This is a genomic window from Ideonella sp. A 288 (assembly GCF_002198735.1).
Lineage (GTDB): Bacteria > Pseudomonadota > Gammaproteobacteria > Burkholderiales > Burkholderiaceae_C > Pseudaquabacterium.
Map to the genome: position 1 here is coordinate 1 of NZ_MWLO01000108.1, position 24,053 is coordinate 24,053.

At 68.2% G+C, this 24,053-nt stretch carries 21 protein-coding genes; 16 read left to right on the plus strand and 5 right to left on the minus strand.

What is annotated here, in order from left to right; translation table 11 throughout:
* Positions 1-126: 126 nt before the first annotated feature.
* Positions 127-384, plus strand: a complete 258-nt coding sequence (locus EOINJALH_RS10715) for a hypothetical protein (RefSeq protein WP_088280352.1) — start codon at positions 127-129, stop codon at positions 382-384.
* A 51-nt stretch (positions 385-435) separates the two neighbouring features.
* Positions 436-1,845: a bifunctional enoyl-CoA hydratase/phosphate acetyltransferase gene (locus tag EOINJALH_RS10720; protein ID WP_088280353.1), complete on the plus strand. Its 1,410-nt coding sequence runs from the start codon at positions 436-438 to the stop codon at positions 1,843-1,845.
* Positions 1,846-1,908: 63 nt separating this feature from the next.
* Here EOINJALH_RS10720 and EOINJALH_RS10725 read toward each other — a convergent pair whose 3' ends face one another.
* From EOINJALH_RS10725 to EOINJALH_RS10735, 3 genes are all read right to left on the minus strand, one after another.
* The gene (locus tag EOINJALH_RS10725; protein WP_144289967.1) at positions 1,909-4,119 is read right to left on the minus strand and encodes a sensor histidine kinase; all 2,211 of its coding nucleotides are present in this window, start codon (positions 4,117-4,119) and stop codon (positions 1,909-1,911) included.
* A 53-nt stretch (positions 4,120-4,172) separates the two neighbouring features.
* Positions 4,173-4,913: a response regulator transcription factor gene (locus tag EOINJALH_RS10730; protein WP_088280369.1), complete on the minus strand. Its 741-nt coding sequence runs from the start codon at positions 4,911-4,913 to the stop codon at positions 4,173-4,175.
* A gap of 97 nt (positions 4,914-5,010) precedes the next feature.
* Positions 5,011-5,988: an NADPH:quinone oxidoreductase family protein gene (locus EOINJALH_RS10735; RefSeq protein ID WP_088280355.1), complete on the minus strand. Its 978-nt coding sequence runs from the start codon at positions 5,986-5,988 to the stop codon at positions 5,011-5,013.
* Positions 5,989-6,081: 93 nt separating this feature from the next.
* Here EOINJALH_RS10735 and surE point away from each other — a divergent pair, with 93 nt between their 5' ends.
* The 5 genes from surE (at position 6,082) to rlmD (ending at position 11,538) form a co-directional block, all read left to right on the plus strand.
* The gene (surE, locus tag EOINJALH_RS10740) at positions 6,082-6,858 is read left to right on the plus strand and encodes a 5'/3'-nucleotidase SurE (protein WP_088280356.1); all 777 of its coding nucleotides are present in this window, start codon (positions 6,082-6,084) and stop codon (positions 6,856-6,858) included.
* Positions 6,855-7,679, plus strand: a complete 825-nt coding sequence (locus EOINJALH_RS10745) for a protein-L-isoaspartate(D-aspartate) O-methyltransferase (RefSeq protein ID WP_088280357.1) — start codon at positions 6,855-6,857, stop codon at positions 7,677-7,679. The genes surE and EOINJALH_RS10745 overlap by 4 nt, the downstream gene beginning before the upstream one ends.
* Before the next feature lie 25 nt (positions 7,680-7,704).
* A complete protein-coding gene (locus tag EOINJALH_RS10750) occupies positions 7,705-8,676 on the plus strand; it encodes a peptidoglycan DD-metalloendopeptidase family protein (protein WP_088280358.1) in 972 nt (323 codons plus the stop codon).
* Between the two features lie 159 nt (positions 8,677-8,835).
* Complete coding sequence (locus tag EOINJALH_RS10755; protein ID WP_234413777.1) at positions 8,836-9,966, plus strand: ABC transporter substrate-binding protein; 1,131 nt, start codon at positions 8,836-8,838, stop codon at positions 9,964-9,966.
* 201 nt (positions 9,967-10,167) lie between these two features.
* Positions 10,168-11,538, plus strand: coding sequence for a 23S rRNA (uracil(1939)-C(5))-methyltransferase RlmD (gene rlmD, locus EOINJALH_RS10760; protein WP_088280359.1), 1,371 nt, complete (start codon positions 10,168-10,170; stop codon positions 11,536-11,538).
* A gap of 88 nt (positions 11,539-11,626) precedes the next feature.
* Here the strand turns inward: rlmD and EOINJALH_RS10765 are convergent, their stop codons facing one another.
* The gene (locus EOINJALH_RS10765) at positions 11,627-12,319 is read right to left on the minus strand and encodes a Bax inhibitor-1/YccA family protein (RefSeq protein ID WP_088280360.1); all 693 of its coding nucleotides are present in this window, start codon (positions 12,317-12,319) and stop codon (positions 11,627-11,629) included.
* Positions 12,320-12,467: 148 nt separating this feature from the next.
* On the opposite strand from EOINJALH_RS10765, the gene EOINJALH_RS10770 reads away from it, so the two are divergent.
* From EOINJALH_RS10770 to EOINJALH_RS10790, 5 genes are all read left to right on the plus strand, one after another.
* Positions 12,468-12,875 carry a heme-binding protein gene (locus EOINJALH_RS10770; protein WP_088280361.1) on the plus strand — a complete coding sequence of 136 codons (408 nt, stop codon included), beginning with the start codon at positions 12,468-12,470 and terminating at the stop codon, positions 12,873-12,875.
* Between the two features lie 194 nt (positions 12,876-13,069).
* A complete protein-coding gene (gene carA / locus EOINJALH_RS10775; RefSeq protein WP_088280362.1) occupies positions 13,070-14,236 on the plus strand; it encodes a glutamine-hydrolyzing carbamoyl-phosphate synthase small subunit in 1,167 nt (388 codons plus the stop codon).
* On the plus strand, positions 14,229-17,492 hold the full coding sequence (gene carB, locus EOINJALH_RS10780) for a carbamoyl-phosphate synthase large subunit (protein ID WP_088280363.1): 3,264 nt from the start codon (positions 14,229-14,231) through the stop codon (positions 17,490-17,492). Before carA ends, carB begins: the two co-directional genes overlap by 8 nt.
* 135 nt (positions 17,493-17,627) lie before the next feature.
* The gene (gene greA, locus EOINJALH_RS10785; protein ID WP_088280364.1) at positions 17,628-18,104 is read left to right on the plus strand and encodes a transcription elongation factor GreA; all 477 of its coding nucleotides are present in this window, start codon (positions 17,628-17,630) and stop codon (positions 18,102-18,104) included.
* A gap of 20 nt (positions 18,105-18,124) precedes the next feature.
* A complete protein-coding gene (locus tag EOINJALH_RS10790) occupies positions 18,125-18,595 on the plus strand; it encodes a DUF4149 domain-containing protein (RefSeq protein WP_199873308.1) in 471 nt (156 codons plus the stop codon).
* A 42-nt stretch (positions 18,596-18,637) separates the two neighbouring features.
* On the opposite strand, the gene yhbY is transcribed toward EOINJALH_RS10790, so the two are convergent.
* A complete protein-coding gene (gene yhbY / locus EOINJALH_RS10795) occupies positions 18,638-19,111 on the minus strand; it encodes a ribosome assembly RNA-binding protein YhbY (RefSeq protein ID WP_088280365.1) in 474 nt (157 codons plus the stop codon).
* A 20-nt stretch (positions 19,112-19,131) separates the two neighbouring features.
* Here yhbY and EOINJALH_RS10800 point away from each other — a divergent pair, with 20 nt between their 5' ends.
* From EOINJALH_RS10800 to EOINJALH_RS10815, 4 genes are all read left to right on the plus strand, one after another.
* Positions 19,132-19,806, plus strand: a complete 675-nt coding sequence (locus EOINJALH_RS10800) for an RlmE family RNA methyltransferase (protein WP_088280366.1) — start codon at positions 19,132-19,134, stop codon at positions 19,804-19,806.
* A 186-nt stretch (positions 19,807-19,992) separates the two neighbouring features.
* Positions 19,993-21,897: an ATP-dependent zinc metalloprotease FtsH gene (gene ftsH, locus EOINJALH_RS10805; protein ID WP_088280367.1), complete on the plus strand. Its 1,905-nt coding sequence runs from the start codon at positions 19,993-19,995 to the stop codon at positions 21,895-21,897.
* Positions 21,898-22,169: 272 nt separating this feature from the next.
* On the plus strand, positions 22,170-23,501 hold the full coding sequence (gene glmM / locus EOINJALH_RS10810) for a phosphoglucosamine mutase (protein WP_088280368.1): 1,332 nt from the start codon (positions 22,170-22,172) through the stop codon (positions 23,499-23,501).
* Between the two features lie 142 nt (positions 23,502-23,643).
* A partial coding sequence (locus EOINJALH_RS10815; RefSeq protein ID WP_144289968.1) for an extracellular solute-binding protein occupies positions 23,644-24,053 on the plus strand: 410 nt, incomplete at its 3' end.

Here is a 24,053-nt window from a genome sequence, read left to right on the forward strand (position 1 = left end):
CGCTGACCGCGGCGCGCCGGCCGCATCCCCGGCCGGCAAGGGCCCGGCGCGCCTGTCGGCCACGCCCTTGCCCCGGCCCACCAAGGCGCGCACGCCGCGTCGCCAGACCCTCGGAAGGACCCCCACATGAACACCGAATCTCGCCTGCTCGTCTTCGGGCTGGACCGTCGCGACAGCGCTGCCGACGTGTTGCTGGTGCTGGGCCGCTGCGGAGAGCCGCGGCTGGACCTGTGCGACGTTCCCGGCGCCGATGACCAGGTTTTCGCGGTGGTGCACCTGCACCCTGATCCGACCCTGGCCCGGCGCCTGGCCCAGCGGGTGAACGACTGCCGCCTGCACGGCCGGCGCCTGCAGGCCTGGGTGCCGGCGATGCCATGGAACTGACGCGTCCTGTCTCAGGCCGATCGACCATCCCCACCTACAGGAGCTGAATCCATGCATTCCGACCTGCAACAGGAATGGCTGCAGAACCACACCTTCGATGAGCTGATGCCCGGCCAGGGGGTCACCGTGCCTCGCACGCTGACCGACGCCGATATCGCCGGCTTCGCCGCCGTCTCGGGCGACCTCAATCCCACCCACCTGGACGACGACTACGCCCGCGGCGAAGGGCTGCGCGGCAAGACCGCGCACGGCATGTGGAGCGGCGCGATGGTCTCCACGGTGCTGGGCACGGTGTTCCCGGGCCCAGGCACCGTCTACATCGAGCAGCACATGCGCTTCGTGGCGCCGGCTTCCGCCGGCGACCGGCTTGAGATCGCGCTGCGCGTCACCTCCAAGGACCCCGCCACCTTGCAGGTCACGCTCGACTGCGTGGTGCGCCGCTGCGACGGCGCCGAGCTGATGGTGGGCGTGGCCATCGTCAGGGCGCCACTGCGCAAGCAGCGCGTGCCGCGGGCCAGCGGCCTGCGCTGGCACGTGTTCGACGCGGCCGCGGGCCTGCAGAGCCTGCTCGACCGCGCCGCGCTGCACGCCCGAGTGCGCTGCGCCGTCGTCCACCCCTGCGACGTGGAATCGCTGCGCGGCGCCCTCGATGCCGCGGAGCGGGGCTTGTTCACGCCGCTGATCGTGGCGCCACGCGAGCGCCTGCTGGCCCTGGCCGGCGAGGCCGGGCTGGACCTGGGCTCGGCCGAGATCGTCGACGTGCCGCACAGCGTGGCCGCCGCCGAGCGCGCCGCCGCGCTGGCCGCCGCCGGCGAGGTGCAGGCGCTGATGAAGGGCAGCCTGCACACCGACGAGCTGATGAAGGCGGTGCTGTCGCGCCCCGAACTGCGCACCAAGCGGCGGCTGTCGCATGTGTTCCGGTTCGACGTGCCGATGTACCACAAGCCCCTGCTCGTCACCGACGCGGCGCTGAACATCGCGCCCACGCTGGACGAGAAGGTGCACATCGTGCAGAACGCCATCGACCTGGCGCGCGTTCTGGGCTGCGAGCGCCCCAAAGTGGCGGTGCTGGCCGCGGTGGAGGGCGTGAACCCGAAGATGCAGTGCACCGTCGACGCGGCGGCGCTGTGCAAGATGGCCGACCGGGGGCAGATCACCGGGGGCATCGTCGACGGCCCGCTGGCCTTCGACAACGCCATCTCGGCGGCTGCCGCCCAGACCAAGGGCATCTACTCGCAGGTGGCTGGCGATCCCGACATCCTGGTCGTGCCCGACCTGGTGTCGGGCAACATCCTGGCCAAGCAGCTGGAGTACCTGGCCGGCGCCATGGGCAGCGGCGTGGTGCTGGGGGCGCGGGTGCCGATCGCGCTGACCAGCCGCGCCGACGGCGCCACCGCGCGCCTGGCCTCGGCCGCGCTGGCCGTGCTGCTGGCCCACAGCTACCGCACCCGGCCGCTGTGAGCCTGGGCCGCGGCGCCCGCTCGCCACCTGGCGGCGCGGGCCCGGCCCGCTGCCGGGCGGCGCCTAGCCGGTGCGCATCGGGTCGTTCAGCCGCGGCACGCGCACCTCGCAGACGATGCCCTGCGGCTCACGCTCCAGCCACTGCACCCGGCCGCCGAGCAGCTTGGCGCGCTTGCGCACGCCACCCAGCCCGAGGCCGTGCGACCAGGCCTGGGGCTGGCGGCCACCGCCATCGTCGGCGATGCGCAGCAGCAGCTCGCCGCCCTCGTAGGTGATGTCGATCTCGACCCGTGTGGCCCCGGCGTGGGCGATGACGTTGTTGACCAGTTCGCGCAGGATGCGTGTCAGGCCCGACCACTGCACCACGGTGAGCAGCACGTCGTGGTCGGCGTTGAAGCTCCAGTCCAGGTCGCTGCGGCTGGCCGCCAGGCGCTGGGCGATGTCGGCCTTCCACTCGGCCGCGGCATGCGACAGCGGGTGGTCGACGGTGGCCAGGCCGCGGGTCAGCGTCTTCAGGTCCTGCAGCGTGTGGCGCACGTACTCTTCCATCTCGGCGTCGGGCGCCTTGTACATCAGCGTCAGCAGGCGTGCGCCGATGTCGTCGTGCAGGTCCTGCGCCAGACGCATGCGCTCTTCGCTGCGGCCGAGTTCGACGGCGCGGTCGTAGGCGACGGCGCTGCGCAACTGCTGCAGCACGCGGTCGGTCAGGCGGGCGTCCTCGCGGGTGAACATGCGACGCCCGCGCCGCGCATAGCGCAGCAGCAGCACCATGTCGTCCCCGGCGGCCATGCCGGGCATGCGCGGCATGGGCACGGTGAGCGTCGAGCCGTGGGCCGACACCTGGCTGCCTGCCACCGACTGGCGTTCCGACCGCACCTCCAGCGGATCGAACAGTTCCTGCAGCAAGCGGGCCACGTGCTCGGTCGACTGGTTGGGGGTGGCTTCGAGGGCGCGTGCGGCGCGATACAGGCTCTCGAAAGTGCGTTCCGCCGTGGCGACGCCGGTGCCACTGAGGTGGTTGAGCATCCACTGCCGTGCCGCCGCGTAGAGCCCCAGCGACACGAACAGCGCCAGCGCCAGCGAGGCAAACTGCCCGAGCGCAAAGACGGTGATGAACAGCAGATCGAGCGACGTGGCCACGGTGCTCAGGCCGGCGAGCATGGCGAACTCGCGCATCACGTGCTGCGACCGCGCCAGGAAGGGCACCAACAGCAGCAGCGACGCGAAGAACACATACCAGATCACCGATCCGATGGAGGCGATCAACTGCTGCGACTGCCCCTGGCGGTCTGCCAGGGCGATGGCCACCGTCAGCAGGCCCAGCGTGCCGGTGCCGGCCACGCAAAGGCGTCGCAGCACCAGCGACACCGGGTGCGGCCAGCGCCGGTGCGACCAGGTCAGTGCGCCCCACGAGGCGATGCCGAAGCCGATGAGCAAGGCCTGGGTCCACCACCAGGCCAGCGGCACGCCGCCGGAGGCCGACGCGGCGGCAAAGCCGGCAGCCAGCGCCCAGCCGAATCCGGACACCGCGCGGTGGTGTCGCACCGCATGGGGATGGATGAGGCTGACGTGCAGCACGGCGGCGCCCGTGAACAGATCGCAGGCCGTGCGCAGGGGCAGGTCGACCGCGGCGAAGCCGGCGGGCCATCCCAGGCCAGGCAGGGATTCCATCGCGATCATCAGCAGGCTGCAGGAGTGGCACCATGCCATTGCCGCGTACAGCAGGGTGCCCGTGGTCGGCCGCGACAGCAGGAACACCGCCCCGACCAGGTACAGCAGCAGCGACAGTGCGCTGAGCAGCCAGAACGTGGTGCCCAGGCCGGCAAAGCCGCGCGGCGTCGGCGCCAGGTCCAGCGACGCCCCGTCGCTGAACTCGAGGCGCACCAACGGGGCCTCCATCATGCCCGCCAGTGTGTCCTGCAGGTGCGCCACGCGGGACCGAACGCCGTCGTCGACGATCCAGCGCGGCGTGCGCTGCAGCATCGAAGCATTCGCGTCCAGCCTCTCGGACGACCCTGCCGTCAGCGTGGCCAGGCGCCGATCACCCCAGCGAGCGAGGTCGGCCTGGCCGGCAGCGACCAGTTCGATGCCCTGCGCACCCGTGGCGCGCAGCGTCACATCCAGGTGGGGGGCCTGCGAAATGCCCCGAAGCACCACGAACAGGCCGATGCAGCCGGCCAGGGCCAGGGCCATCAGCGCCCGCAGGCGCCAGCCCATCCAGTCGGCCGGCGCATTGGCCTGCCACCAGCTTGCCACGCCGTCGGTCGCGCGCACCACGGACGGTCAGTGACAGGCGGCCGGGACGACGACGCGATCGCCGCCGGCCGTCAGACCAGGCCGTGCTTGGTGGCCAGCACCGCGGCCTCGGCGCGGCTGGACACGTTGAGCTTCTTGTAGATGGACTTGATGTGGTCGTTGACGGTGAACCACTTGATGCCCATCAGCCCCGCGATCTCCTTGATCGTGAAGCCCTTGCTCAGGTAGGTGAGCACCTCGCTCTCGCGCGGCGTGAGGCGGTCGTGCTCGGGCGGGCGCTCGATGGGCACCGGCCGGCTGCCGCCGACGAAGTCGGTCGGCATGGCGAAACCCGAATCGGCCGACAGTCCGGCCCCCTTCGTGCCGTGGCGGAAGTGGCCGAGCAGGCGCCGCGCAATGGCCGGCGACAGTGGCGGCTGGCCGCGCACGATCTTCTGCAGTTCCTCGACCAGCACCTCGAAGCGGTCTTCCTTGAGCAGGTAGCCGTCGGCGCCGCATTGCAGTGCCGGGAACAGGTGCTCGTCGTCGGAGTACAGCGTGGTGACCACCTTGGTGGCCGGGTACTGGCCCAGTTCGGCCAGCAGTTCCATGCCGTTGCCGTCGGGCAGTTCGAGGTCGACCAGGATCAGCTTGAACGGGTCGACGCCGTGCAGGCCGCTGGGCCCGCCGGTGAGGCTGATCTGGGCGCGGGCGGCTTCCAGGTCACCGGCCTCGGTGATGGCGATCGTGTCGCTGAAGCTTTCGCGCACGACGCGGCAGAGGAAGCCTCTGGCGACCGGATTGTCTTCGAGTATCAGGACCTTCACGGCCATGTCGCGCACCCCCGCTGCTCAGGCGCCGATGCTAGCGCAGAGCGCCTCGCAGGAGGTCCTTCCGTTGAAGGACGCCGCCTGCCGGGCGCGCCCGGGCCTACTCGTTGACCATCACCACCTTGCCCAGCACCTGCCGGCTGCCCATGCGGGCGTAGGCCGCGTGCAGCTGGCTCATCGGCAATTGCTGGTCGATCACCGGCCGGATCTTGCCTTCGGCATACCACTGTGCCAATTGCCCCAGCCCGGCGGCGCTGGCCTGGGGCTCGCGCCGCACGAAGTCGCCCCAGAACACGCCGACGATCGACGCGCCCTTGAGCAGCGTGAGGTTCAAAGGCAGTGCCGGGATGGCGCCGCCGGCGAAGCCGATGACCAGGTAGCGGCCCCGCCAGGCGATCGAGCGGAAGGCCGGCTCGGCCAGGTCGCCGCCCACCGGGTCGTAGACGACATCGGGGCCCTGGCCGTGGGTCAGGGCCTTGAGCGCATCGCGCAGGTTCTCGGTGCCGTAGTTGATGGTGGCGTCGGCGCCGATGCTGCGGCACAGCGCGCACTTCTCGTCGGTGGACGCCGCCGCGATCACCTTGGCCCCCATGGCCTTGGCGATCTGCACCGCGGCGGTGCCCACGCCGCCGGCGGCGCCGAGCACCAGCACCGTCTCGCCGGCCTTCAGCGCCGCGCGGTCGACCAGTGCGTGGTGCGAGGTGCCGTAGGTCAGGGCGAAGGCCGCGCCGTGCTCGAGCGCGAAGCCGTCGGGCAGCGGAATCAGCTTGTCGGCGCGGACGATGGCGTGCGTGCCGAACCCGCCGGTGCCGCCCATCGCCGCCACGCGGTCGCCGGGCTTGAACCCGGTGACGCCGTCGCCGACGGCCTCCACAGTGCCGGCGAACTCGGAGCCGGGCACGAAGGGCAGGGGCGGCTTGAACTGGTACTTGTTCTGGACGATGAGGATGTCGGGGAAGTTCAGGCTGGCGGCGCGGATGGCCAGCCGCACCTCGCCTGGGCCTGGCGCGGGCGTGGGCAGTTCGGCCCAGCGCAGGGCGTCGACGCCGATCGGGTTGTCGCAGATCCAGGCATGCATGGGGAGGTTCCCGTTCAGACAAAACCGGGATGATAGGCATGCGGGTCCGGCCCTCCCGTCGCGCCGGCGACGCCTGCCTACAATGCCCTCCACATGCACATCCTGATCGCCAACGACGACGGCTACCTGGCCCCCGGGCTCGCGGCGTTGGTGGAGGCCATGCGCGGCCTCGGGGAGATCGACGTCATCGCCCCCGAGCGCAATGCCAGCGGCACCTCCAATGCGCTGACGCTCGACCGGCCACTGCAGGTGTTCGAGGCGCGCGGTGGTGCGCAGGCGGGCTTTCGCGTCGTCAACGGCACTCCGTCGGACTGCGTGCACGTCGCGCTCACCGGCCTGCTCGGTTACCGGCCCGATCTGGTGGTCTCGGGCATCAACCAGGGTGCCAACATGGGCGACGACACCCTGTACTCGGGCACTGTCGCCGCGGCGATGGAGGGACACCTGTTCGGCATCCCGGCCATTGCCTTCTCGCAGACTGAGAAGGGCTGGACCCATCTCGACGCCGCCGCCCGCACGGCGCGTGCCATCGTCGAGCGCGTGCTGGCCGACGGCCTCGACGGCCCGCCCTGGCTGCTGAACGTGAACATGCCCAACCGGCCCGATGCCGACCGCCTGCCCTGGCAGGTCACCCGCCTGGGACGGCGGCACGCCAGCGAGGGCGTGATCCAGCAGACCAACCCCCGCGGCGACCCGATCTACTGGATCGGGCCCGCCGGCGAAGCCCGCGACGCCGGCGACGGCACCGATTTCTGCGCCACCGCGGGCGGCTGCGTGTCCATCACGCCGCTGCAGGTGGACCTGACCGACCACGCCGGCCTGGCCCACTGGGGCGGCCGCCTGGCCGCGCCGCGAGGAGGGACCGGATGAGCGAGCCGCGGCCGGATCGCACCGCGCGGTTTCCCCTCGCGCTGGAACGACTCGGCACCGAGGCCGCGACGTCACCGGCCCGCGAACCGCTCCGACCACAACGCCTGCTGCGCGAAGCCGCGCAGGATGCCGCGCGCCACGTGGCGCCCACCGGTGTCGGGCTCGACTCGGCCCTGGTGCGGCACCGCATGGTCGAGCGGCTGCGCGCCGAGGGGGTCTGTGGCGAGGCCGTGCTCACCGCCATGGCCGCCGTGCCGCGCCACCTGTTCGTCGATTCGGCCCTGGCCATCCAGGCCTACGAGGACACCAGCCTGCCCATCGGGCATGGCCAGACGATCTCGAAGCCTTCGGTGGTGGCGCGCATGCTCGGCCTGCTGTTCGAAGGCGAGTCCGCCCGCCGACTTGGCCACCTGGGCCGCACGCTCGAGATTGGCACGGGCTGCGGCTACCAGGCGGCGCTGCTGGCGCGCCTGGCGCCCGAGGTGGTCACCATCGAGCGCCTGGCGGCCCTGTTCGACCGGGCGCGCGACCGCCTGGCCACGATGGATCTGGCGCACATGACGGTGCGGCACGGTGACGGCATGCTGGGGCTGCCGCAGCGGGCCCCTTACCAGAGCATCGTGGCCGCGGCCGGTGGCGACGAGTTGCCCGACGCGTGGCTGGACCAACTGGCCATTGGCGGGCGACTGGTCGCGCCGATGCGGCAGGCCGGCGGCAACGCGCAGGTGCTGATGGTGGTCGACAAGGGGCCGGGTGGCAAAGTGCGGCAACGGGCCCATGATGGCGTGTTGTTCGTCCCCCTAAAATCGGGTGCAGCATGATCCGGCAACGAGGCTGTCCTTGACGATGTTTGCTCCCAGGTGGTGGATTTCCGTGCTGCTGTCGGCTTGGCTGGCAGGCTGTTCGACCTCCAAGTCGCAGGCGCCGGTGGTCGAGCGCAGCGTGTCGGGTCGGCCGTCCAGCCAGGGCCAGGCGCCGGCGGCCACGCCGCCAGGCAATCAGGTGGCCCAGGACAGCGGGCAACGGCCTCCACCGGGCGCCGAGAACGCCGGCAAACCGGGTTACTACAGCGTCAAGCCCGGCGACACCCTCATCCGGATCGGCCTGGACAACGGCCAGAACTGGCGCGACATCGTGCGCTGGAACGGCATCGACAACCCGAACCTGATCGAGGTCGGGCAGGTGTTGCGGGTGGTACCGCCCAGCACCGACGCCGCGGCGGTGGCCGCCAGGGGGGCGCCTGCGGCACGCGCCGAGGCCAGGCCGCTGGAGGCCAAGCCGCCTGCCGCAGCCGCGTCGGCGCCGTCGGCGTCACCGACAGCCGCCAATGGGGTGGCGTCGTTGCCGCCCAGTCCTGTTGCAGCCGCATCGGCCGCAACGCCAGCACCTGCCGCGTCGCCCGCCAGCACGGTGGCGGCGCCCACCGAGCCTGCGGCGCGGGACGTGGATGACGGGGTCCAATGGTTGTGGCCGGCCAGCGGCCCGGTGGGTGGCAGTTTCGAGGAAGGCCGCAGCAAGGGCCTGGCCATCCTGGGCAAGGCGGGCGATCCGGTGCTCGCTGCGGCCGATGGTCGCGTGGTCTACGCCGGTTCGGGCCTGCGGGGGTATGGCAACCTCGTCATCGTCAAGCACAACAGCACCTACCTGACAGCCTATGCCCACAACCAGGCGCTGCTGGTCAAGGAAGATCAGCCGGTGCGGCGCGGCCAGAAGATCGCCGAGATGGGCTCGACCGACGCCGAGCGGGTGCAGCTGCACTTCGAGATCCGGCGCCAGGGCAAGCCGATCGACCCAGCGCGGCTGCTGCCAGCGCGTTGAGGCGCCTGTCCGGCGCGACGCCGGACCTGCCGTCTTCCCTTCGTGTTTCCGATCATTCCCGGCCGGGAAGGGCGCGCTAGCATGCGGCGCTCGCGCCTGAAGGGCGCCCACTGGAGACACCTCACCATGAAGTCGCTATCCCTTGTCGTGGCCTTGTCCATGGCGGTCCTGGCCGAGCCCGCGTTGGCGCAATCGCAGGGCGTCGCCAAGAACGAGATCGTGCTCGGCTCCATCCAGGACCTGTCCGGACCGCTGGCCGGCTTCGGCAAGCAGGCCCGCCTGGGCATGCTGCTGCGCGTCGACGAACTCAACGAACAAGGCGGCGTGCATGGCCGCAAGATCAAGCTGCTGATCGAGGACTCGGGCTACGACCCGAAGCGCGCCGTGCTGGCGGCGCAGAAGCTGGTCAACCAGGACAAGATCTTCCTGATGGCGGGCCACATCGGTACGGCGCAGAACAATGCTGCCATGCCGGTGCAGTTCGAGAAGAACGTCATCAACTTCCTGCCGATCACCGCGGCGCGCGAGATGTACGAGCCCTTCCACAAGCTCAAGTACTCCTTCGCCGCCACCTACTTCGACCAGATCCGCCTGGCCCTGCCGAAGATGGTCAAGGACAAGGGCGCGAAGAAGGTGTGCACGATCTACCAGGACGATGAGTTCGGTCTGGAGGTGGTGCGCGGCGCCGAGGCCGCAATGAAGGTCGTCGGCGGTGACCTGGCCGAGAAGACCAGCTACAAGCGCGGCGCCACAGATTTCTCGTCGCAGGTGGCCAAGATGAAAGCGGCCGGTTGCGACCTGGTCGTGCTCGGCACCATCATCCGGGAGACCATCGGCACCATCGCCGAATCGCGCAAGACCGGCTTCAACCCGATCTTCCTCGGCTCGAGCGCCAGCTACACCGATCTGATCCACAAGCTGGGCGGCAAGCCGATGGACGGTCTGTACGCCACGATGACGGTGCAGCAGCCCTACCTGGACGAGGCCTCGCAGCCGATCCGCTTCTGGGCCAACAAGTACAAGACCAAGTTCAACGAAGACCCGACCGTGTTCTCGGTGTACGGCTACAGCATCATCGACCTGTTCATCCGTGCGGCGCAGAAGGCCGGCCCGACGCTGACCACCGAGAGCTTCATCAAGGCCATGGACACGATGGTCGTGCCGCCGGACATCTTCGGAAGCGCCGAGTTCACCTTCGGCCCGCAGAAGCGCCTGGGCAGCAACATGTCGCGCCTGTCGCAGATACAGGACGGCCGCTGGAAGCCGATCAGCGAGTACATCAAGCCCTGAGGCTGAGAGTCTCTCGATCATGCCCGCTCATCACGCCAGAAGTCGCCCGCTCGTCGTTGCAAATGCTCGCCATAGCCCGAGCTATGGCTGTGCTTTGCGCCTAGATCGGACACCTTCTGGCGCGCCGCTCGGTCACGCTCGATAGACCCTCAGCCTCTGATCCTGCGGCAACCTCGTCGCGCGGCCGGATAATCCTGCCGCATGACGACACAGCAAGAATGGCTTCGGGTCGAGTCGCTCGACATCGAGGCCCAGGGCGTGGCCCACAACGCCGAGGGCAAGGTGGTCTTCATCGAAGGCGCCTTGCCTGGCGAGGAAGTTCAGGCCCAGGTCTCCCGCCGCAAGAACCAATGGGAGCAGGGCACCCTCACCGCGATGCGGCGCGAGAGCCCGCTGCGGGTGAGGCCGGGCTGCCCGCATTTCGGGCTTCACGCCGGCGCCTGTGGCGGCTGCAAGATGCAGCACCTGGACGCGTCGGCGCAGGTGGCGATCAAGCAGCGCGTGCTCGAGGACAACCTGCAGCACCTGGCCAAGGTGCGGCCCGAGCGCATGCTGCGGCCCATCGAAGGCCCGACCTGGGGCTATCGCTACCGCGCACGCCTGTCGGTGCGAAACGTGCCCCGCAAGGGCACGGTGCTGGTGGGCTTCCACGAGCGCAAGAGCCGCTACGTGGCCGACATGTCCAGTTGCACCGTGCTGCCTCGCAAGGTGAGCGACATGCTGATGCCGCTGCGCGCGCTGATCGGTTCGATGGATCAGCGTGATCGCCTGCCCCAGATCGAACTGGCCATCGGTGAACGCAGCGACCAGGCCGTCATCGCGCTGGTGCTGCGGCACCTCGAGCCGCTCACCGACGCCGACCTGGCGCGGTTGAGGGCGTTCGGCGCCGATCACGGCGTGCAGTGGTGGCTGCAGCCCAAGGGGCCGGACACGGTGCACCTGCTGGACGAGGGCGGGCCGGAACTCGCCTACTCGCTGCCGGAGTTCGGCCTGCTGATGCCATTTCGGCCGACCGACTTCACCCAGGTCAACCACCACATCAACAGCGTGCTGGTCGGGCGCGCGGTGCGGCTGCTCGATCCACGCTCCGACGAGCGCGTGATCGACTGGTTCTGCGGCCTGGGCAACTTCACGCTGCCCATCGCCACCCGGGCCCGCGCGGTGCTGGGCATCGAGGGCAGCGAGGTGCTGGTGCAGCGCTCGCGCGACAACGCGCTGCGCAATGGCCTGGGCGATCGGGCCAGCTTTGTGGCGCGGAACCTGTTCGAGTTCGGGCCGGACGACCTGGTGGCCTATGGGCCAGCCGACAAGTGGCTGGTCGACCCGCCGCGCGAGGGCGCATTTGCCCTGGCCAAGGCGCTGGCCGACCTGCACGCAGCGCCGGTGTCGGGGTGGGCGCCGCCGAAGCGCATCGTCTACGTGAGTTGCAACCCGGCCACGCTGGCGCGCGACGCCGGCCTGCTGGTGCATCAGGCCGGCTACCGCTGTGTGCTGGCCGGTGCGGTGAACATGTTCCCGCACACGGCCCATGTGGAGAGCATGGCGGTGTTCGAACGCGCCGAGACGGCCTGACTGACCACGCGGCATACCGGCTACGGCCGATCGCCCATGAAAAAGGCCCCGCGAGCGGGGCCTTGTCGTTGGCGGGACGGGCGGTCGGTCAGTCGCGCTCGCCGCCGAAGATGCCCAGCAGCGCCAGCAGGCTCTGGAAGATGTTGTACAGGTCCAGGTACACCGCGAGGGTGGCGCTGATGTAGTTGGTCTCGCCGCCATCGATGATGCGCTTCAAGTCGTACAGCAGGAAGGCGCTGAACACCATGATGGCCATCACCGCGATCGTGATCATCAGGGCACTCGACTGCAGGAAGATGTTCACGATGCCGGCCAACAGCAGCACGATGGCACCGACGAACAGGAACTTGCCCATGTTGCTGAGGTCGCGCTTGATCACGCTGGCCAGCGTGGCCATGGCAAAGAACACCGCCGCCGTGCCGCCGAAGGCGGTCATGATCAGCGAACTGCCGTTCTTGAAGCCCAGCACCATGGCCAGCATGCGCGACAGCATCAGGCCCATGAAGAACGTGAAGGCGAGCAGCACGTAGACGCCGGTCGACGAGTGCTTGGTCTTTTCGACCGCATACATCAGGCCGAAAGCGCCAGCCAGGAACACGATCGCGCTCATGCCTGCGCCCATCGCCGCGGTGATGCCCGTGGACACGCCCACCCAGGCGCCGAGCACCGTGGGCACCAGCGACACGGCCAGCAGCCAGTAGGTGTTGCGCAGCACACGGTTGCGGTCGACGGTGGACGTGCCAACGTAGCCGGAGAAACTGTCGATGCGTTGTTCGCTCATGAAACCTCCTGTCGTGCGTTCGGGGACGGACCTTCGATCCCAGCCGATGATTCTAAGTTCCGGCGGGATGAACTGCAGTGGAGGCGATGAATCGCCTCGGTGACCTGCGGCACACTAGGGCATTGACCTCCAACCTGGACCCCGACCCATGAAGACCAAACCCGTTCTCACCCTGGAAGACGTCCGCGCCATGGCACAGGCTGCCGAGCGCGAGGCCGTGACGCAGGGCTGGGCCGTCACCATCGCCATCGTCGATGACGGCGGGCATCTGCTGTGGCTGCAGCGACTCGATGGTGCGGCGCCCATCTCGGCCCAGATCGCCCCGGCGAAGGCGCGGACCGCTGCCGTCGGCCGCCGCGAGAGCAAGGTCTATGAGGACGTGATCAACCAGGGGCGTTACTCGTTCCTCAGTGCGCCGACGCTGGAGGGCATGCTCGAAGGCGGCGTGCCGGTGCTGGTCGACGGCCAGTGCATCGGCGCCGTCGGCGTCAGCGGCGTGAAGTCGACCGAGGACGCCCAGGTGGCGCGCGCCGGCATCGCGGCTCTGGCACACTGAGCCGCCCTCGCCACGCAGACCCGACCGAGACCCCAGGCGCGGCGCCTGGGGCCGACAGGCGGCTATACTCTGCAGGTTTACCCGCCACCCACGCAGCCTAGCGGAACACCGAGCAAGTTTCCCCCACCGGATCACCGTTGTCGCGGGGTCACCGCGCGCGGCGCCGGGTGTGCGTGACTTCCGGAGCCAATCCCTTGCTGCCAGTCCTGCCCCCCGCCCTCCTTGCACTCGCAGACGGCACGGTCTTCCAGGGCAATTCGATCGGCGCTGCCGGTCAGACGGTCGGAGAAGTGGTGTTCAACACCGCGCTCACCGGCTACCAGGAAATCCTCACCGACCCGAGCTATTGCCGGCAGATCGTCACGCTGACGTATCCGCACATCGGCAGCTATGGCGTCAACGTGGAGGATGTCGAAGCCTCGAAGGTCCATGCCGCCGGCCTGATCGTCAAGGACGTTCCGTCCCGCATGTCCAACTTCCGCGCCCACCTCACGCTGCCGCAGTATTTGCAGCGCGAGGGCACGGTGGCCATCGCCGGCATCGACACCCGCCGCCTGACCCGCGTGCTGCGCTCCGGCGGCGCACAGAACGGTTGTATCGTCACCTTTGCGCCCGGCGCCGTGGTGAGCCCTGCCGACATCGACGCCGCCATCGCCAGTGCGAAGGCGGCGCCCAGCATGGCCGGCCAGGATCTCGCCCAGGTGGTGAGCGTGACCGAGCCGTATGCCTGGTCCGAGACCGAATGGACGCTCGGGCAGGGTTACGGACAACTCGGCGACGCGCGATTCCATGTCGTCGCGTTCGACTTCGGCGTCAAGCGCAACATCCTTCGCATGCTGGCCAGCCGCGGCTGCCGGGTCACCGTGGTGCCGGCGCGCACCTCGGCCACCGAGGTGCTGAAGCTCCGGCCCGACGGCGTCTTCCTGAGCAATGGGCCGGGCGACCCCGAACCCTGCGATTACGCGATCGCTGCGGCGCGCACGCTCATCGACAGCGGCGTCCCGACCTTCGGCATCTGCCTGGGTCACCAGATCATGGCGCTGGCGTCGGGAGCAAAGACCTTCAAGATGAAGTTCGGCCACCACGGCGCCAACCACCCGGTGAAGGATCTCGACAGCGGCCGCGTCTCGATCACCAGCCAGAACCACGGCTTCGCGGTGGACGAGAAGACGCTGCCGGCCAACCTTCGCCCCACCCACGTGAGCCTGTTCGACGGCACGCTGCAGGGCCTGGCCCGCACCGACAAGCCGGCCTTCTGCTTCCAGGGCCACCCCGAGGCCTCGCCCGGGCCGCACGACATTGCCTATCTGTTCGACCGTTTCACCGCGCTGATGGCCCAAGCGGAGAAGACCCATGCCTAAGCGCACCGACCTGAAGACCATCCTCATCATCGGTGCCGGCCCGATCGTCATCGGGCAGGCCTGCGAGTTCGACTATTCCGGGGCCCAGGCCTGCAAGGCACTGCGGCAAGAGGGCTACAAGGTCGTGCTGGTCAACAGCAACCCGGCGACCATCATGACCGACCCCGAGATGGCCGATGTCACCTACATCGAGCCCATCACCTGGCGCGTGGTCGAGAAGATCATCGCCAAGGAGCGGCCGGACGCGATCCTGCCCACCATGGGTGGACAAACCGCGCTGAACTGCGCGCTCGACCTGCATCGGCACGGTGTGCTCGAGAAGTACGGCGTCGAGATGATCGGGGCCAACGAGCATGCGATCGAGAAGGCCGAAGACCGCATGAAGTTCAAGGACGCGATGACGTCCATCGGCCTGGATTCGGCCAAGAGCGGCATCGCGCATTCGATGGACGAGGCACTGGCGGTGCAGAAGCGCATCCAGGCCGACATCGGCGGCACGGGCTTCCCGATGGTCATCCGCCCCAGCTTCACGATGGGCGGCACCGGCGGCGGCATCGCCTACAACCCCGACGAGTTCGAAGAGATCTGCAAGCGCGGCCTCGACCTGTCGCCAACCAAGGAACTGCTCATCGAGGAGAGTCTGATCGGCTGGAAGGAGTTCGAGATGGAAGTCGTGCGCGACCGCGCCGACAACTGCATCATCGTGTGCAGCATCGAGAACCTCGACCCGATGGGCATCCACACGGGCGATTCGATCACCGTGGCGCCGGCGCAGACGCTCACCGACAAGGAATACCAGCTGCTGCGCAACGCGTCGATCGCGATCCTGCGAGAGATCGGCGTCGACACCGGCGGTTCCAACGTTCAGTTCTCCATCAACCCGGCCGACGGGCGCATGGTGGTGATCGAGATGAACCCGCGCGTGTCGCGTTCGTCGGCGCTGGCATCGAAGGCCACCGGCTTCCCGATCGCCAAGATCGCCGCCAAGCTGGCGGTGGGCTACACGCTCGACGAACTGCGCAACGACATCACCGGTGGCGCCACACCGGCAAGCTTCGAGCCCAGCATCGACTACGTTGTCACCAAGATCCCGCGCTTCGCCTTCGAGAAGTTCCGCGAAGCCGACCCGCACCTGACCACGCAGATGAAGTCCGTGGGCGAGGTGATGGCCATCGGCCGCACCTTCCAGGAAAGCCTGCAGAAGGCCTTGCGCGGCCTCGAGACCGGCATCGACGGGCTGAGCGAGCGCGAGCACGAGCGCGAGGAGATCATCGAGGCCATCGGCAACGCCGGCCCGGAGCGCCTGCTGTACGTGGCCGATGCCTTCCGCATCGGCATGTCGTTGGACGAGATCTTCGACGAGACGGCCATCGACCCGTGGTTCCTGGCCCAGATCGAGGAGATCGTCGTCACCGAGGCCCAGTTGAAGGCGCGCACGCTGGACAGCCTGTCTGCAGCCGAACTGCGTTACGTGAAGCAGAAGGGCTTCTCCGACCGCCGCCTGGGCACGCTGATGGGCACCCACCAGCACGAGGTGCGCAAGGCGCGCCATGCGCTGGGTGTGCGCCCGGTCTACAAGCGGGTGGACACCTGCGCGGCCGAGTTCGCCACGCAGACCGCCTACATGTACTCGTGCTACGAGACGGCCGATGGCGAGTGCGAGGCCGAGCCCACGGACCGCAGGAAGATCATGGTGCTGGGCGGCGGGCCCAACCGCATCGGGCAGGGCATCGAATTCGACTACTGCTGCGTCCATGCCGCCCTCGCGTTGCGCGAGGATGGTTACGAGACCATCATGGTCAACTGCAACCCGGAAACGGTGTCGACCGACTACGACACCAGCGACCGCCTGTATTTCGAGCCGGTGACGCTGGAAGACGTGCTCGAGATCGTCGACAAGGAAAAGCCGGTCGGCGTGATCGTGCAGTACGGGGGGCAGACGCCGCTGAAGCTGGCGCTCGACCTCGAGCGCTACGGTGTGCCGATCATCGGCACCTCGCCCGATTCGATCGACATCGCCGAAGACCGCGAGCGCTTCCAGAAGCTGCTTCATGAATTGGGATTGCGCCAGCCACCCAATCGAACGGCACGCACCGAAGAGGCGGCGCTGAAGCTCGCCCAGGAGATCGGCTATCCATTGGTGGTGCGGCCCAGCTATGTGCTGGGCGGCCGCGCGATGGAGATCGTGCACGGCGACAAGGACCTCGAGCGCTACATGCGCGAGGCGGTGCGCGTCTCCGAGAAGTCGCCGGTGCTGCTCGACCGGTTCCTCGACGACGCGATCGAGGTCGACGTCGACTGCATCAGCGACGGCCACGACGTGATGATCGGCGGCATCATGGAGCACATCGAGCAGGCCGGCGTGCATTCCGGCGACTCGGCATGCTCGCTGCCGCCGTATTCGCTGCCGGCCGCGCTGCAGGACGAACTGCGGCGCCAGGCCACGCTGATGGCCCGCGCGCTGAAGGTGGTCGGCCTGATGAACACGCAGTTCGCGATCCAGGGCGAGGGCGACAAGGCCGTGGTCTACGTGCTCGAGGTGAATCCGCGCGCATCGCGCACGGTGCCCTACGTCAGCAAAGCCACGGGCCAGCAACTGGCCAAGATCGCGGCCCGCTGCATGGCCGGCCAGAAGCTCGCCGACCAGGTCGGCATGGACGGCAAGCCGCCGCGGGAGGTCGTCCCGCCGTACTTCAGCATCAAGGAAGCGGTGTTCCCGTTCAACAAGTTCCCCGGTGTGGACCCGATCCTCGGCCCCGAAATGCGCTCCACCGGCGAGGTGATGGGTGCAGGGCGCACGTTTGGCGAGGCCATGTTGAAGAGCCAGCTGGGCGCAGGCTCGCAGCTGCCGCGCCAGGGCACCGTGGTCATCACCGTGAAGAACGGCGACAAGGCCCGTGCCGTCAAGGTGGCCGGTGACCTGGTCGACCTGGGCTTCAGCGTCGTGGCCACCAAGGGCACGGCCGCGGCCATCGCCGCCGCGGGCGTGCCGGTGAAGGTGGTCAACAAGGTCAAGGATGGCCGGCCGCACATCGTCGACATGCTCAAGGCCGGCGAGATTCAGTTGGTGTTCACCACGGTCGACGAAACCCGCACGGCAATCGCCGATTCGCGCAACATCCGAACCGCGGCGCTGGCCAACCGGGTGACCTACTACACCACGATGGCCGGCTGCGAGGCAGCCACCGAAGCGATGAAGCACCAGGACGGCATCACCGTCCACTCGCTGCAGGAACTGCACGCCGAACTGCACTGAAGCGAAGCTTCAGTGCAGACTAACTTGTACGCAAGTTAGGTCGGAACTAAACTCGCGCCCACTGCGTCCGCCGCTGGTGCCGTACCGAGGCCCTGGCGGCGGTTTCTTTTTTCAGCTCATCTCTTGTCGTTGACCATGGCCACCATTCCCCTCACCAAGCGCGGCGCCGAGAAGCTGAAGGACGAACTTCAGCGGCTCAAGAGCGTCGAACGCCACGCCGTCATCAAGGCGATCGCCGAAGCACGTGCCCAGGGCGACCTCTCCGAGAACGCCGAGTACGACGCCGCCAAGGACAAGCAGGGCTTCATCGAGGGGCGCATCCTCGAGATCGAGAGCAAGCTCGCGGCGGCCCAGGTGATCGATCCCGCGTCGGTGGATGCCGGTGGCCGCGTGGTGTTCGGCGCCACTGTCGACCTCGAGGACGAATCGGCTGGCCAGGAGGTGACCTACCAGATCGTCGGCGACGACGAGGCCGACCTGAAGCAGGGGCTCATCTCGATCAGCTCGCCGATCGCGCGCGCACTGATCGGCAAGGAGGCCGGCGACGTGGCCGAGGTGCAGGCCCCCGGCGGCGTCAAGCGCTACGAGATCGTCGAGGTCCGCTACCTCTGATGGCAGGCGCGGATCCGGGCATGTCATCGGGGGCCGACAGCCAGCCCGGACTGGTCGAGCGCCTGCGGCGGATCCTGCCGGCGGCCTGGGCCGGCATGCTGCTGTGCGTGGCGGGCATCGCCGCGCCGGCGGCGTTCGCCACCCAGACCCGGCCCGACGCCGGGCGCCTGGTGGGCCACCTGTTCACCCGCGAAGCCTGGACGAGCGTGGTGCTGGCGCTGCTGTTGCTGGCCATCGAGCGCCGGCGTGCCCGCGACGCGGCCGAGGCCGGGCAGGGGTCCGTGCTCTCGACCGAGATGCTGCTGGTGCTGGGGGCAGTGTTCTGCACCGTGGCCGGCTACTTTGGCGTGCAACCGCTGATGGCGGCGGCGCGCGAGGGGCAGGGCACATTCAGCTTTGGCCAGTTGCACCTGATCAGCACGGCCTTCTTTGCCGTGAAGATCGCCTTGGTGGCGCTGCTCGCTTGGCGAGCCACGCACGCATCCCGTTGAGCGCGGGCCGGTGGGTCGGCCCGCCGGGCGCAGGTCAGGCGGTCAGCCGACGGCCTTCTTCTTGATGCTGGTCACGCGGCGCTTGGCGCGCTTGATTTCGCCGCCAGCGGCCACGCGCTGGTTGCCGAGCACGGTGAGCTTCTTGACCTGCGGCCGGTGGTTGGGGCTCTTGGAGAACTTCAGGATCTTGACCACGCGCGGGCCGGCCATGCGGTCCTCTCGCTCGGCACGTTCCTTTTCCGGCTTCGGCCGCCACAGCACCAGCAACTTGCCGATGTGCTGCACCGGGGCCGCGTCGAGTTGCTCGGCCAGCGCGGCCAGCGCGGCCTCACGGTCGACCCGGGAATCCGAGAACATCCGCACCTTGATCAGGCCATGGGCCTTCAGGGCGGTGTCCACCTCCTTCACCACCGCAGGGGTCAGGCCATCGGAGCCGATCAGCACAACCGGGTCGAGGTGATGGGCTTCGCCGCGCTGTTGCTTGCGCTCGGCGGGTGTCAGGAAGATGGCAGGCATCCTCGTATTATCGCCCGGACATGAAATTCAAGACAAAAAGCAAGAAGGTCAACAAGGCCTGGCTGACCGATCACATGAACGACCCGTATGTGAAACTGGCACAACGGGAGGGGTTTCGCGCGCGTGCCGCCTACAAGCTGAAGGAGATCGACGAGACCCTGGGCCTGTTCAAGCCCGGCCAGGTGGTGGTCGATCTGGGTTCGGCGCCTGGCGCCTGGAGCCAGTACCTGCGGCGCAAGTTCGCGCCGAAGTCGGCCGGCACCGGCGGCGCGGCCGTGGGCGAGCTCGACGGCGTGATCATCGGGCTGGACATCCTGCCGATGGAGCCGATCGAGGGCGTGCACTTCATTCACGGCGATTTCCGCGAAGAGGCGGTGGCGGCCCAACTGCACGCCGCCCTTGGCGACCGGGTCGTCGACGTGGTGGTCTCGGACATGGCGCCCAACCTGACGGGCATCGAGGCGACTGACGCGGCCCGCATGGCGCACCTCATCGAACTGGCCATGGAGTTTGCCGTGGCACACCTCAAGCCGGGTGGCACCTTGGTCACCAAGGTGTTCCATGGCAGCGGCTATAGCCAGCTCGTCGAGCAATACCGCAAGACCTTTCGGGTGGTCAAGCCGATCAAGCCAAAGGCCTCTCGCGACAAGTCGGCGGAGACCTTTCTCGTCGGCATCGGCCTGAGGAATGCCTGATTTGCCTTGCACGTTCGCTTGCGATGGGTCGAATTCGCCCCGAAATCCCTTGTTTCAACAGCGGTCCGGTCCCAGTGGTGCAGGGCTTGACTCCCGTAGAATGCCCCCCATGTACCGTGCGACCGTGTGGCTGATGGGCGGCATCCCGCGCCCGATCACCGGTCTGGACTGGCTAAAGGAGCCGCGGTGAACAATCAATGGTTCTCGAAGGTCGCTGTCTGGCTGGTGATTGCACTCGTGCTGTTCACCGTGTTCAAGCAGTTCGACCGGACGGTGGCGCAAGGCTCGCAGATCGGCTATTCCGACTTCCTCGAAGAAGTGCGGGCCAAGCGGATCAAGGCGGTCACGCTGCAGGAGGGCAATGGCGGCACCGAGATCATCGCGATCACGACCGACGACAAGCGCATCCGATCGACTGCCACCTACCTCGACCGGGGTCTGGTGGGCGACCTGATCAACAGCGGCGTCAAGTTCGACGTCAAGCCGCGTGAGGAGCCTTCGCTGCTGGTCAGCCTGCTCATCAGCTGGGGCCCGATGCTGCTGCTCATCGGCGTCTGGGTGTACTTCATGCGCCAGATGCAGGGGGGCGGCAAGGGCGGCGCCTTCAGTTTCGGCAAGAGCAAGGCGCGCATGCTCGACGAGGCCAATAACTCGACCACCTTCGCCGATGTCGCCGGTTGCGACGAGGCCAAGGAAGAGGTCAAGGAACTGGTCGACTTCCTGAAGGACCCGCAGAAGTTCCAGAAGCTGGGCGGTCGCATTCCGCGCGGCGTGCTGTTGGTCGGCCCCCCCGGCACCGGCAAGACGCTGCTGGCGAAGGCCATTGCGGGTGAGGCCAAGGTGCCGTTCTTCAGCATCTCGGGTTCCGACTTCGTCGAAATGTTCGTCGGCGTGGGCGCGGCCCGCGTGCGCGACATGTTCGAGCAGGCCAAGAAGAGCGCGCCCTGCATCATCTTCATCGACGAAATCGACGCCGTCGGCCGCCACCGTGGTGCCGGCCTGGGCGGCGGCAACGACGAGCGCGAGCAGACGCTGAACCAGATGCTCGTCGAGATGGACGGCTTCGAGACCAACCTCGGCGTCATCGTGATGGCGGCCACCAACCGGCCCGACATCCTCGACCCGGCGCTGCTGCGTCCCGGCCGCTTCGACCGCCAGGTCTATGTCACCCTGCCCGACGTGCGTGGCCGCGAGCAGATCCTCAACGTGCACATGCGCAAGGTGCCGGTGGGGCAGGACATCCGTGCCGACATCCTGGCCCGTGGCACCCCCGGTTTCTCGGGCGCCGATCTGGCCAACCTGGTCAACGAGGCGGCCCTCTTCGCCGCGCGCCGCAACGGCCGCGTCGTCGAGATGGTCGACTTCGAGAAGGCCAAGGACAAGATCATGATGGGCCCCGAGCGGAAGTCCATGGTCATGCCCGAGGACGAGCGCCGCAACACCGCCTACCACGAGGCCGGCCATGCGCTCGTGGCGCGACTGATGCCCAAGACCGACCCGGTGCACAAGGTCACCGTGATCCCCCGTGGCCGCGCCCTGGGCGTGACGATGCAGTTGCCCGAGGGTGACCGCTACAGCATGGACAAGGAGCGCATGCTGTCGACGATTTCGGTGCTGTTCGGTGGGCGCATCGCCGAAGAGGTGTTCATGCACCAGATGACCACCGGCGCCAGCAACGACTTCGAGCGCGCCACCCAGATCGCCCGCGACATGGTCACCCGCTACGGCATGACCGACGAACTGGGGCCGATGGTCTATGCCGAGAACGAGGGCGAAGTGTTCCTCGGCCGTTCGGTGACCAAGACGACCAACATGTCCGAAGAGACGATGCGCAAGGTCGACTCGGTGATCCGCCGCATCATCGACGAGCAGTACAGCACCGCCCGTAAGCTGATCGAGGACAACCAGGACAAGATGCACGCGATGGCCAAGGCGCTGCTCGAATGGGAAACCATCGACGCCGACCAGATCGACGACATCATGAACGGCAAGCCGCCGCGGCCGCCGAAGGATTGGACGCCGCCGACCTCGCGCCCCAGTGGCCCGAGCGGTCCGGTCAACACCGACGGCGCACCGGTCACCGCGGCCTGAAACTTTCTTCGCGATCCACTGAAAGGGGCCCTCGGGCCCCTTTCTTCTGGGTCTGTGCGGCCGCTGGCCGCCAGCGCGACCGCGCTGTGCGAGCTGTCGGTCCGGTGCCCATCACGCCTGGCGCGCCAAGCGGTCGTATCGCCCGCGGCCGTGGCATTCGAACGTTTCGAGACGTTCCAGCCTTCGAATTGCCTGGCCTCGGCAGGGACAATGCCGGCGAAGTTTGGGGCGCTGTTCGAGGCACCCCGGGGATCCAGGAAGGAACACCGCACATGACACGACAGTATTTCGGCACGGATGGCATTCGAGGTGCCGTCGGTCAGTCTCCGATCACCCCTGACTTCATGCTCCGACTCGGCCACGCCGTGGGTCGGGTGCTGCGGCGGCAGTCGGAGCGGCCCTCGGTGCTGATCGGCAAGGACACGCGCCGATCGGGCTACATGATCGAGTCCTCGCTCGAGGCAGGGCTGGCGTCGGCGGGGGTCGACACCCTGTTGACGGGGCCCCTTCCCACGCCGGGCGTCGCCTACCTCACCCGGGCGCTGCGCCTGGACTTGGGCGTCGTGATCAGCGCGTCGCACAACGACTACCACGACAACGGCGTCAAGTTCTTCTCGGCCAAGGGCGAGAAGCTGCCGGACGATTGGGAACTGGCGGTCGAAGCCGAGTTGGACCAGGCGCCGAAGTGGGTCGACGCGGCATCGCTGGGCAGGGCCCGCCGCATCGACGATGCCCGTGGCCGTTACATCGAGTTCTGCAAGAGCACGATCGGCAACGACCTGTCGTTGCGCGGCATGAAGATCGTGGTCGATGCGGCGCACGGCGCGGCTTATCACGTGGCGCCAGACGTCTTCCACGAACTCGGCGCCGAGGTCGTGACCATCGGCTGCAGCCCGGACGGCATCAACATCAACGATGGCGTCGGTGCCACAGCGCCAAAGGCCGTGGTCGAGGCCGTGGCACGGCATGGGGCGGACTACGGCGTGGCGCTCGATGGCGATGCGGACCGGTTGCAACTCGTCGACCGAACCGGTCGGCTGTTCAACGGCGACGAACTGCTCTATGCGATGGTGGTCGACCGTCTGTCACAAGGCCAGGCGGTGCCCGGCGCCGTCGGCACCCTGATGACCAACATGGCCGTTGAGCTGGCCCTGAAGGCCCGCGGCGTGCAGTTCGTCCGCGCCAAGGTGGGCGACCGTTACGTGCTGGAAGAGCTGTCGGCCCGCGGCTGGCTGTTGGGCGGTGAAGGCTCCGGGCACCTGCTGGCGCTGGACAAGCACACCACTGGCGATGGCATCGTCAGTGCGCTGCAGGTGCTGCAGGCGGTGCAGCGTGCTGGCACGTCGCTGGCCGGCATGCTCGAAGGCGTGACGCTGTTCCCACAGGCCTTGATCAACGTCCGACTCAAGGAAATGGGCGACTGGCGCCAGAACCGACGCCTGGTCGGCGAAGCCACCGAGGTGGAGGCCGAACTGGCCGATCGTGGGCGGGTGCTGATCCGTGCGTCGGGCACCGAACCCGTGCTGCGGGTCATGGTCGAGGCCCAGGACGGCCCGCTGGGGCGACGGCTGGCCGAGCGGCTGGCTTCGGCAGCGCAGGCCTGATCCTTCCGCGGCTCGCGGTCGTGGCGGCCCGGCCTGTCATGCGATGCATGACAGGCTTTCACGCATTTGTCACATACAGTCCCTAGAGTGCGGACCCGAGGCGATTCAACGCCCTGGCACGCCCCACTTCGAGAGACTCTTGATGACATCGACGACCTTCCGCGCGGCACTGCTGCTGGCTGCATTCTTGCCCGCCTCGGGCCAGGCTCAAGACGTGACTGGCGCAGGGGCATCCTTTCCCGCTCCCGTGTACGCCAAGTGGGCTGACGCGTATCACAAGGCCAATGGTGCCCGCATCAACTACCAGTCGATCGGGTCAGGTGCCGGGATCAAGCAGATCCGATCCAAGACCGTGGACTTCGGTGCCTCGGATGCGCCGATTCGCGACGATGAACTCGCCAAGGACGGTCTGATCCAGTTCCCCACGGTGATCGGCGGGGTGGTGCCGGTGGTCAACATCGCGGGCATCGCGCCTGGGCAGATCAAGCTCACCGGGCAGGTGCTGGGCGACATCTACCTGGGCAAGATCACGAAGTGGAACGACCCGGCGCT

Excerpts from the sequence above, each read along its gene's own strand:
- EOINJALH_RS10715 (WP_088280352.1), top strand. The coding sequence starts at position 127 with ATGAACACCGAATCTCGCCTGCTCGTCTTCGGGCTGGACCGTCGCGAC.
- EOINJALH_RS10720 (WP_088280353.1), top strand. The coding sequence starts at position 436 with ATGCATTCCGACCTGCAACAGGAATGGCTGCAGAACCACACCTTCGAT.
- EOINJALH_RS10730 (WP_088280369.1), bottom strand. The coding sequence starts at position 4,913 with ATGGCCGTGAAGGTCCTGATACTCGAAGACAATCCGGTCGCCAGAGGC.
- EOINJALH_RS10735 (WP_088280355.1), bottom strand. The coding sequence starts at position 5,988 with ATGCATGCCTGGATCTGCGACAACCCGATCGGCGTCGACGCCCTGCGC.
- surE (WP_088280356.1), top strand. The coding sequence starts at position 6,082 with ATGCACATCCTGATCGCCAACGACGACGGCTACCTGGCCCCCGGGCTC.
- EOINJALH_RS10745 (WP_088280357.1), top strand. The coding sequence starts at position 6,855 with ATGAGCGAGCCGCGGCCGGATCGCACCGCGCGGTTTCCCCTCGCGCTG.
- EOINJALH_RS10750 (WP_088280358.1), top strand. The coding sequence starts at position 7,705 with ATGTTTGCTCCCAGGTGGTGGATTTCCGTGCTGCTGTCGGCTTGGCTG.
- EOINJALH_RS10755 (WP_234413777.1), top strand. The coding sequence starts at position 8,836 with ATGGCGGTCCTGGCCGAGCCCGCGTTGGCGCAATCGCAGGGCGTCGCC.
- rlmD (WP_088280359.1), top strand. The coding sequence starts at position 10,168 with ATGACGACACAGCAAGAATGGCTTCGGGTCGAGTCGCTCGACATCGAG.
- EOINJALH_RS10765 (WP_088280360.1), bottom strand. The coding sequence starts at position 12,319 with ATGAGCGAACAACGCATCGACAGTTTCTCCGGCTACGTTGGCACGTCC.
- EOINJALH_RS10770 (WP_088280361.1), top strand. The coding sequence starts at position 12,468 with ATGAAGACCAAACCCGTTCTCACCCTGGAAGACGTCCGCGCCATGGCA.
- carB (WP_088280363.1), top strand. The coding sequence starts at position 14,229 with ATGCCTAAGCGCACCGACCTGAAGACCATCCTCATCATCGGTGCCGGC.
- greA (WP_088280364.1), top strand. The coding sequence starts at position 17,628 with ATGGCCACCATTCCCCTCACCAAGCGCGGCGCCGAGAAGCTGAAGGAC.
- EOINJALH_RS10790 (WP_199873308.1), top strand. The coding sequence starts at position 18,125 with ATGTCATCGGGGGCCGACAGCCAGCCCGGACTGGTCGAGCGCCTGCGG.
- yhbY (WP_088280365.1), bottom strand. The coding sequence starts at position 19,111 with ATGCCTGCCATCTTCCTGACACCCGCCGAGCGCAAGCAACAGCGCGGC.
- EOINJALH_RS10800 (WP_088280366.1), top strand. The coding sequence starts at position 19,132 with ATGAAATTCAAGACAAAAAGCAAGAAGGTCAACAAGGCCTGGCTGACC.
- glmM (WP_088280368.1), top strand. The coding sequence starts at position 22,170 with ATGACACGACAGTATTTCGGCACGGATGGCATTCGAGGTGCCGTCGGT.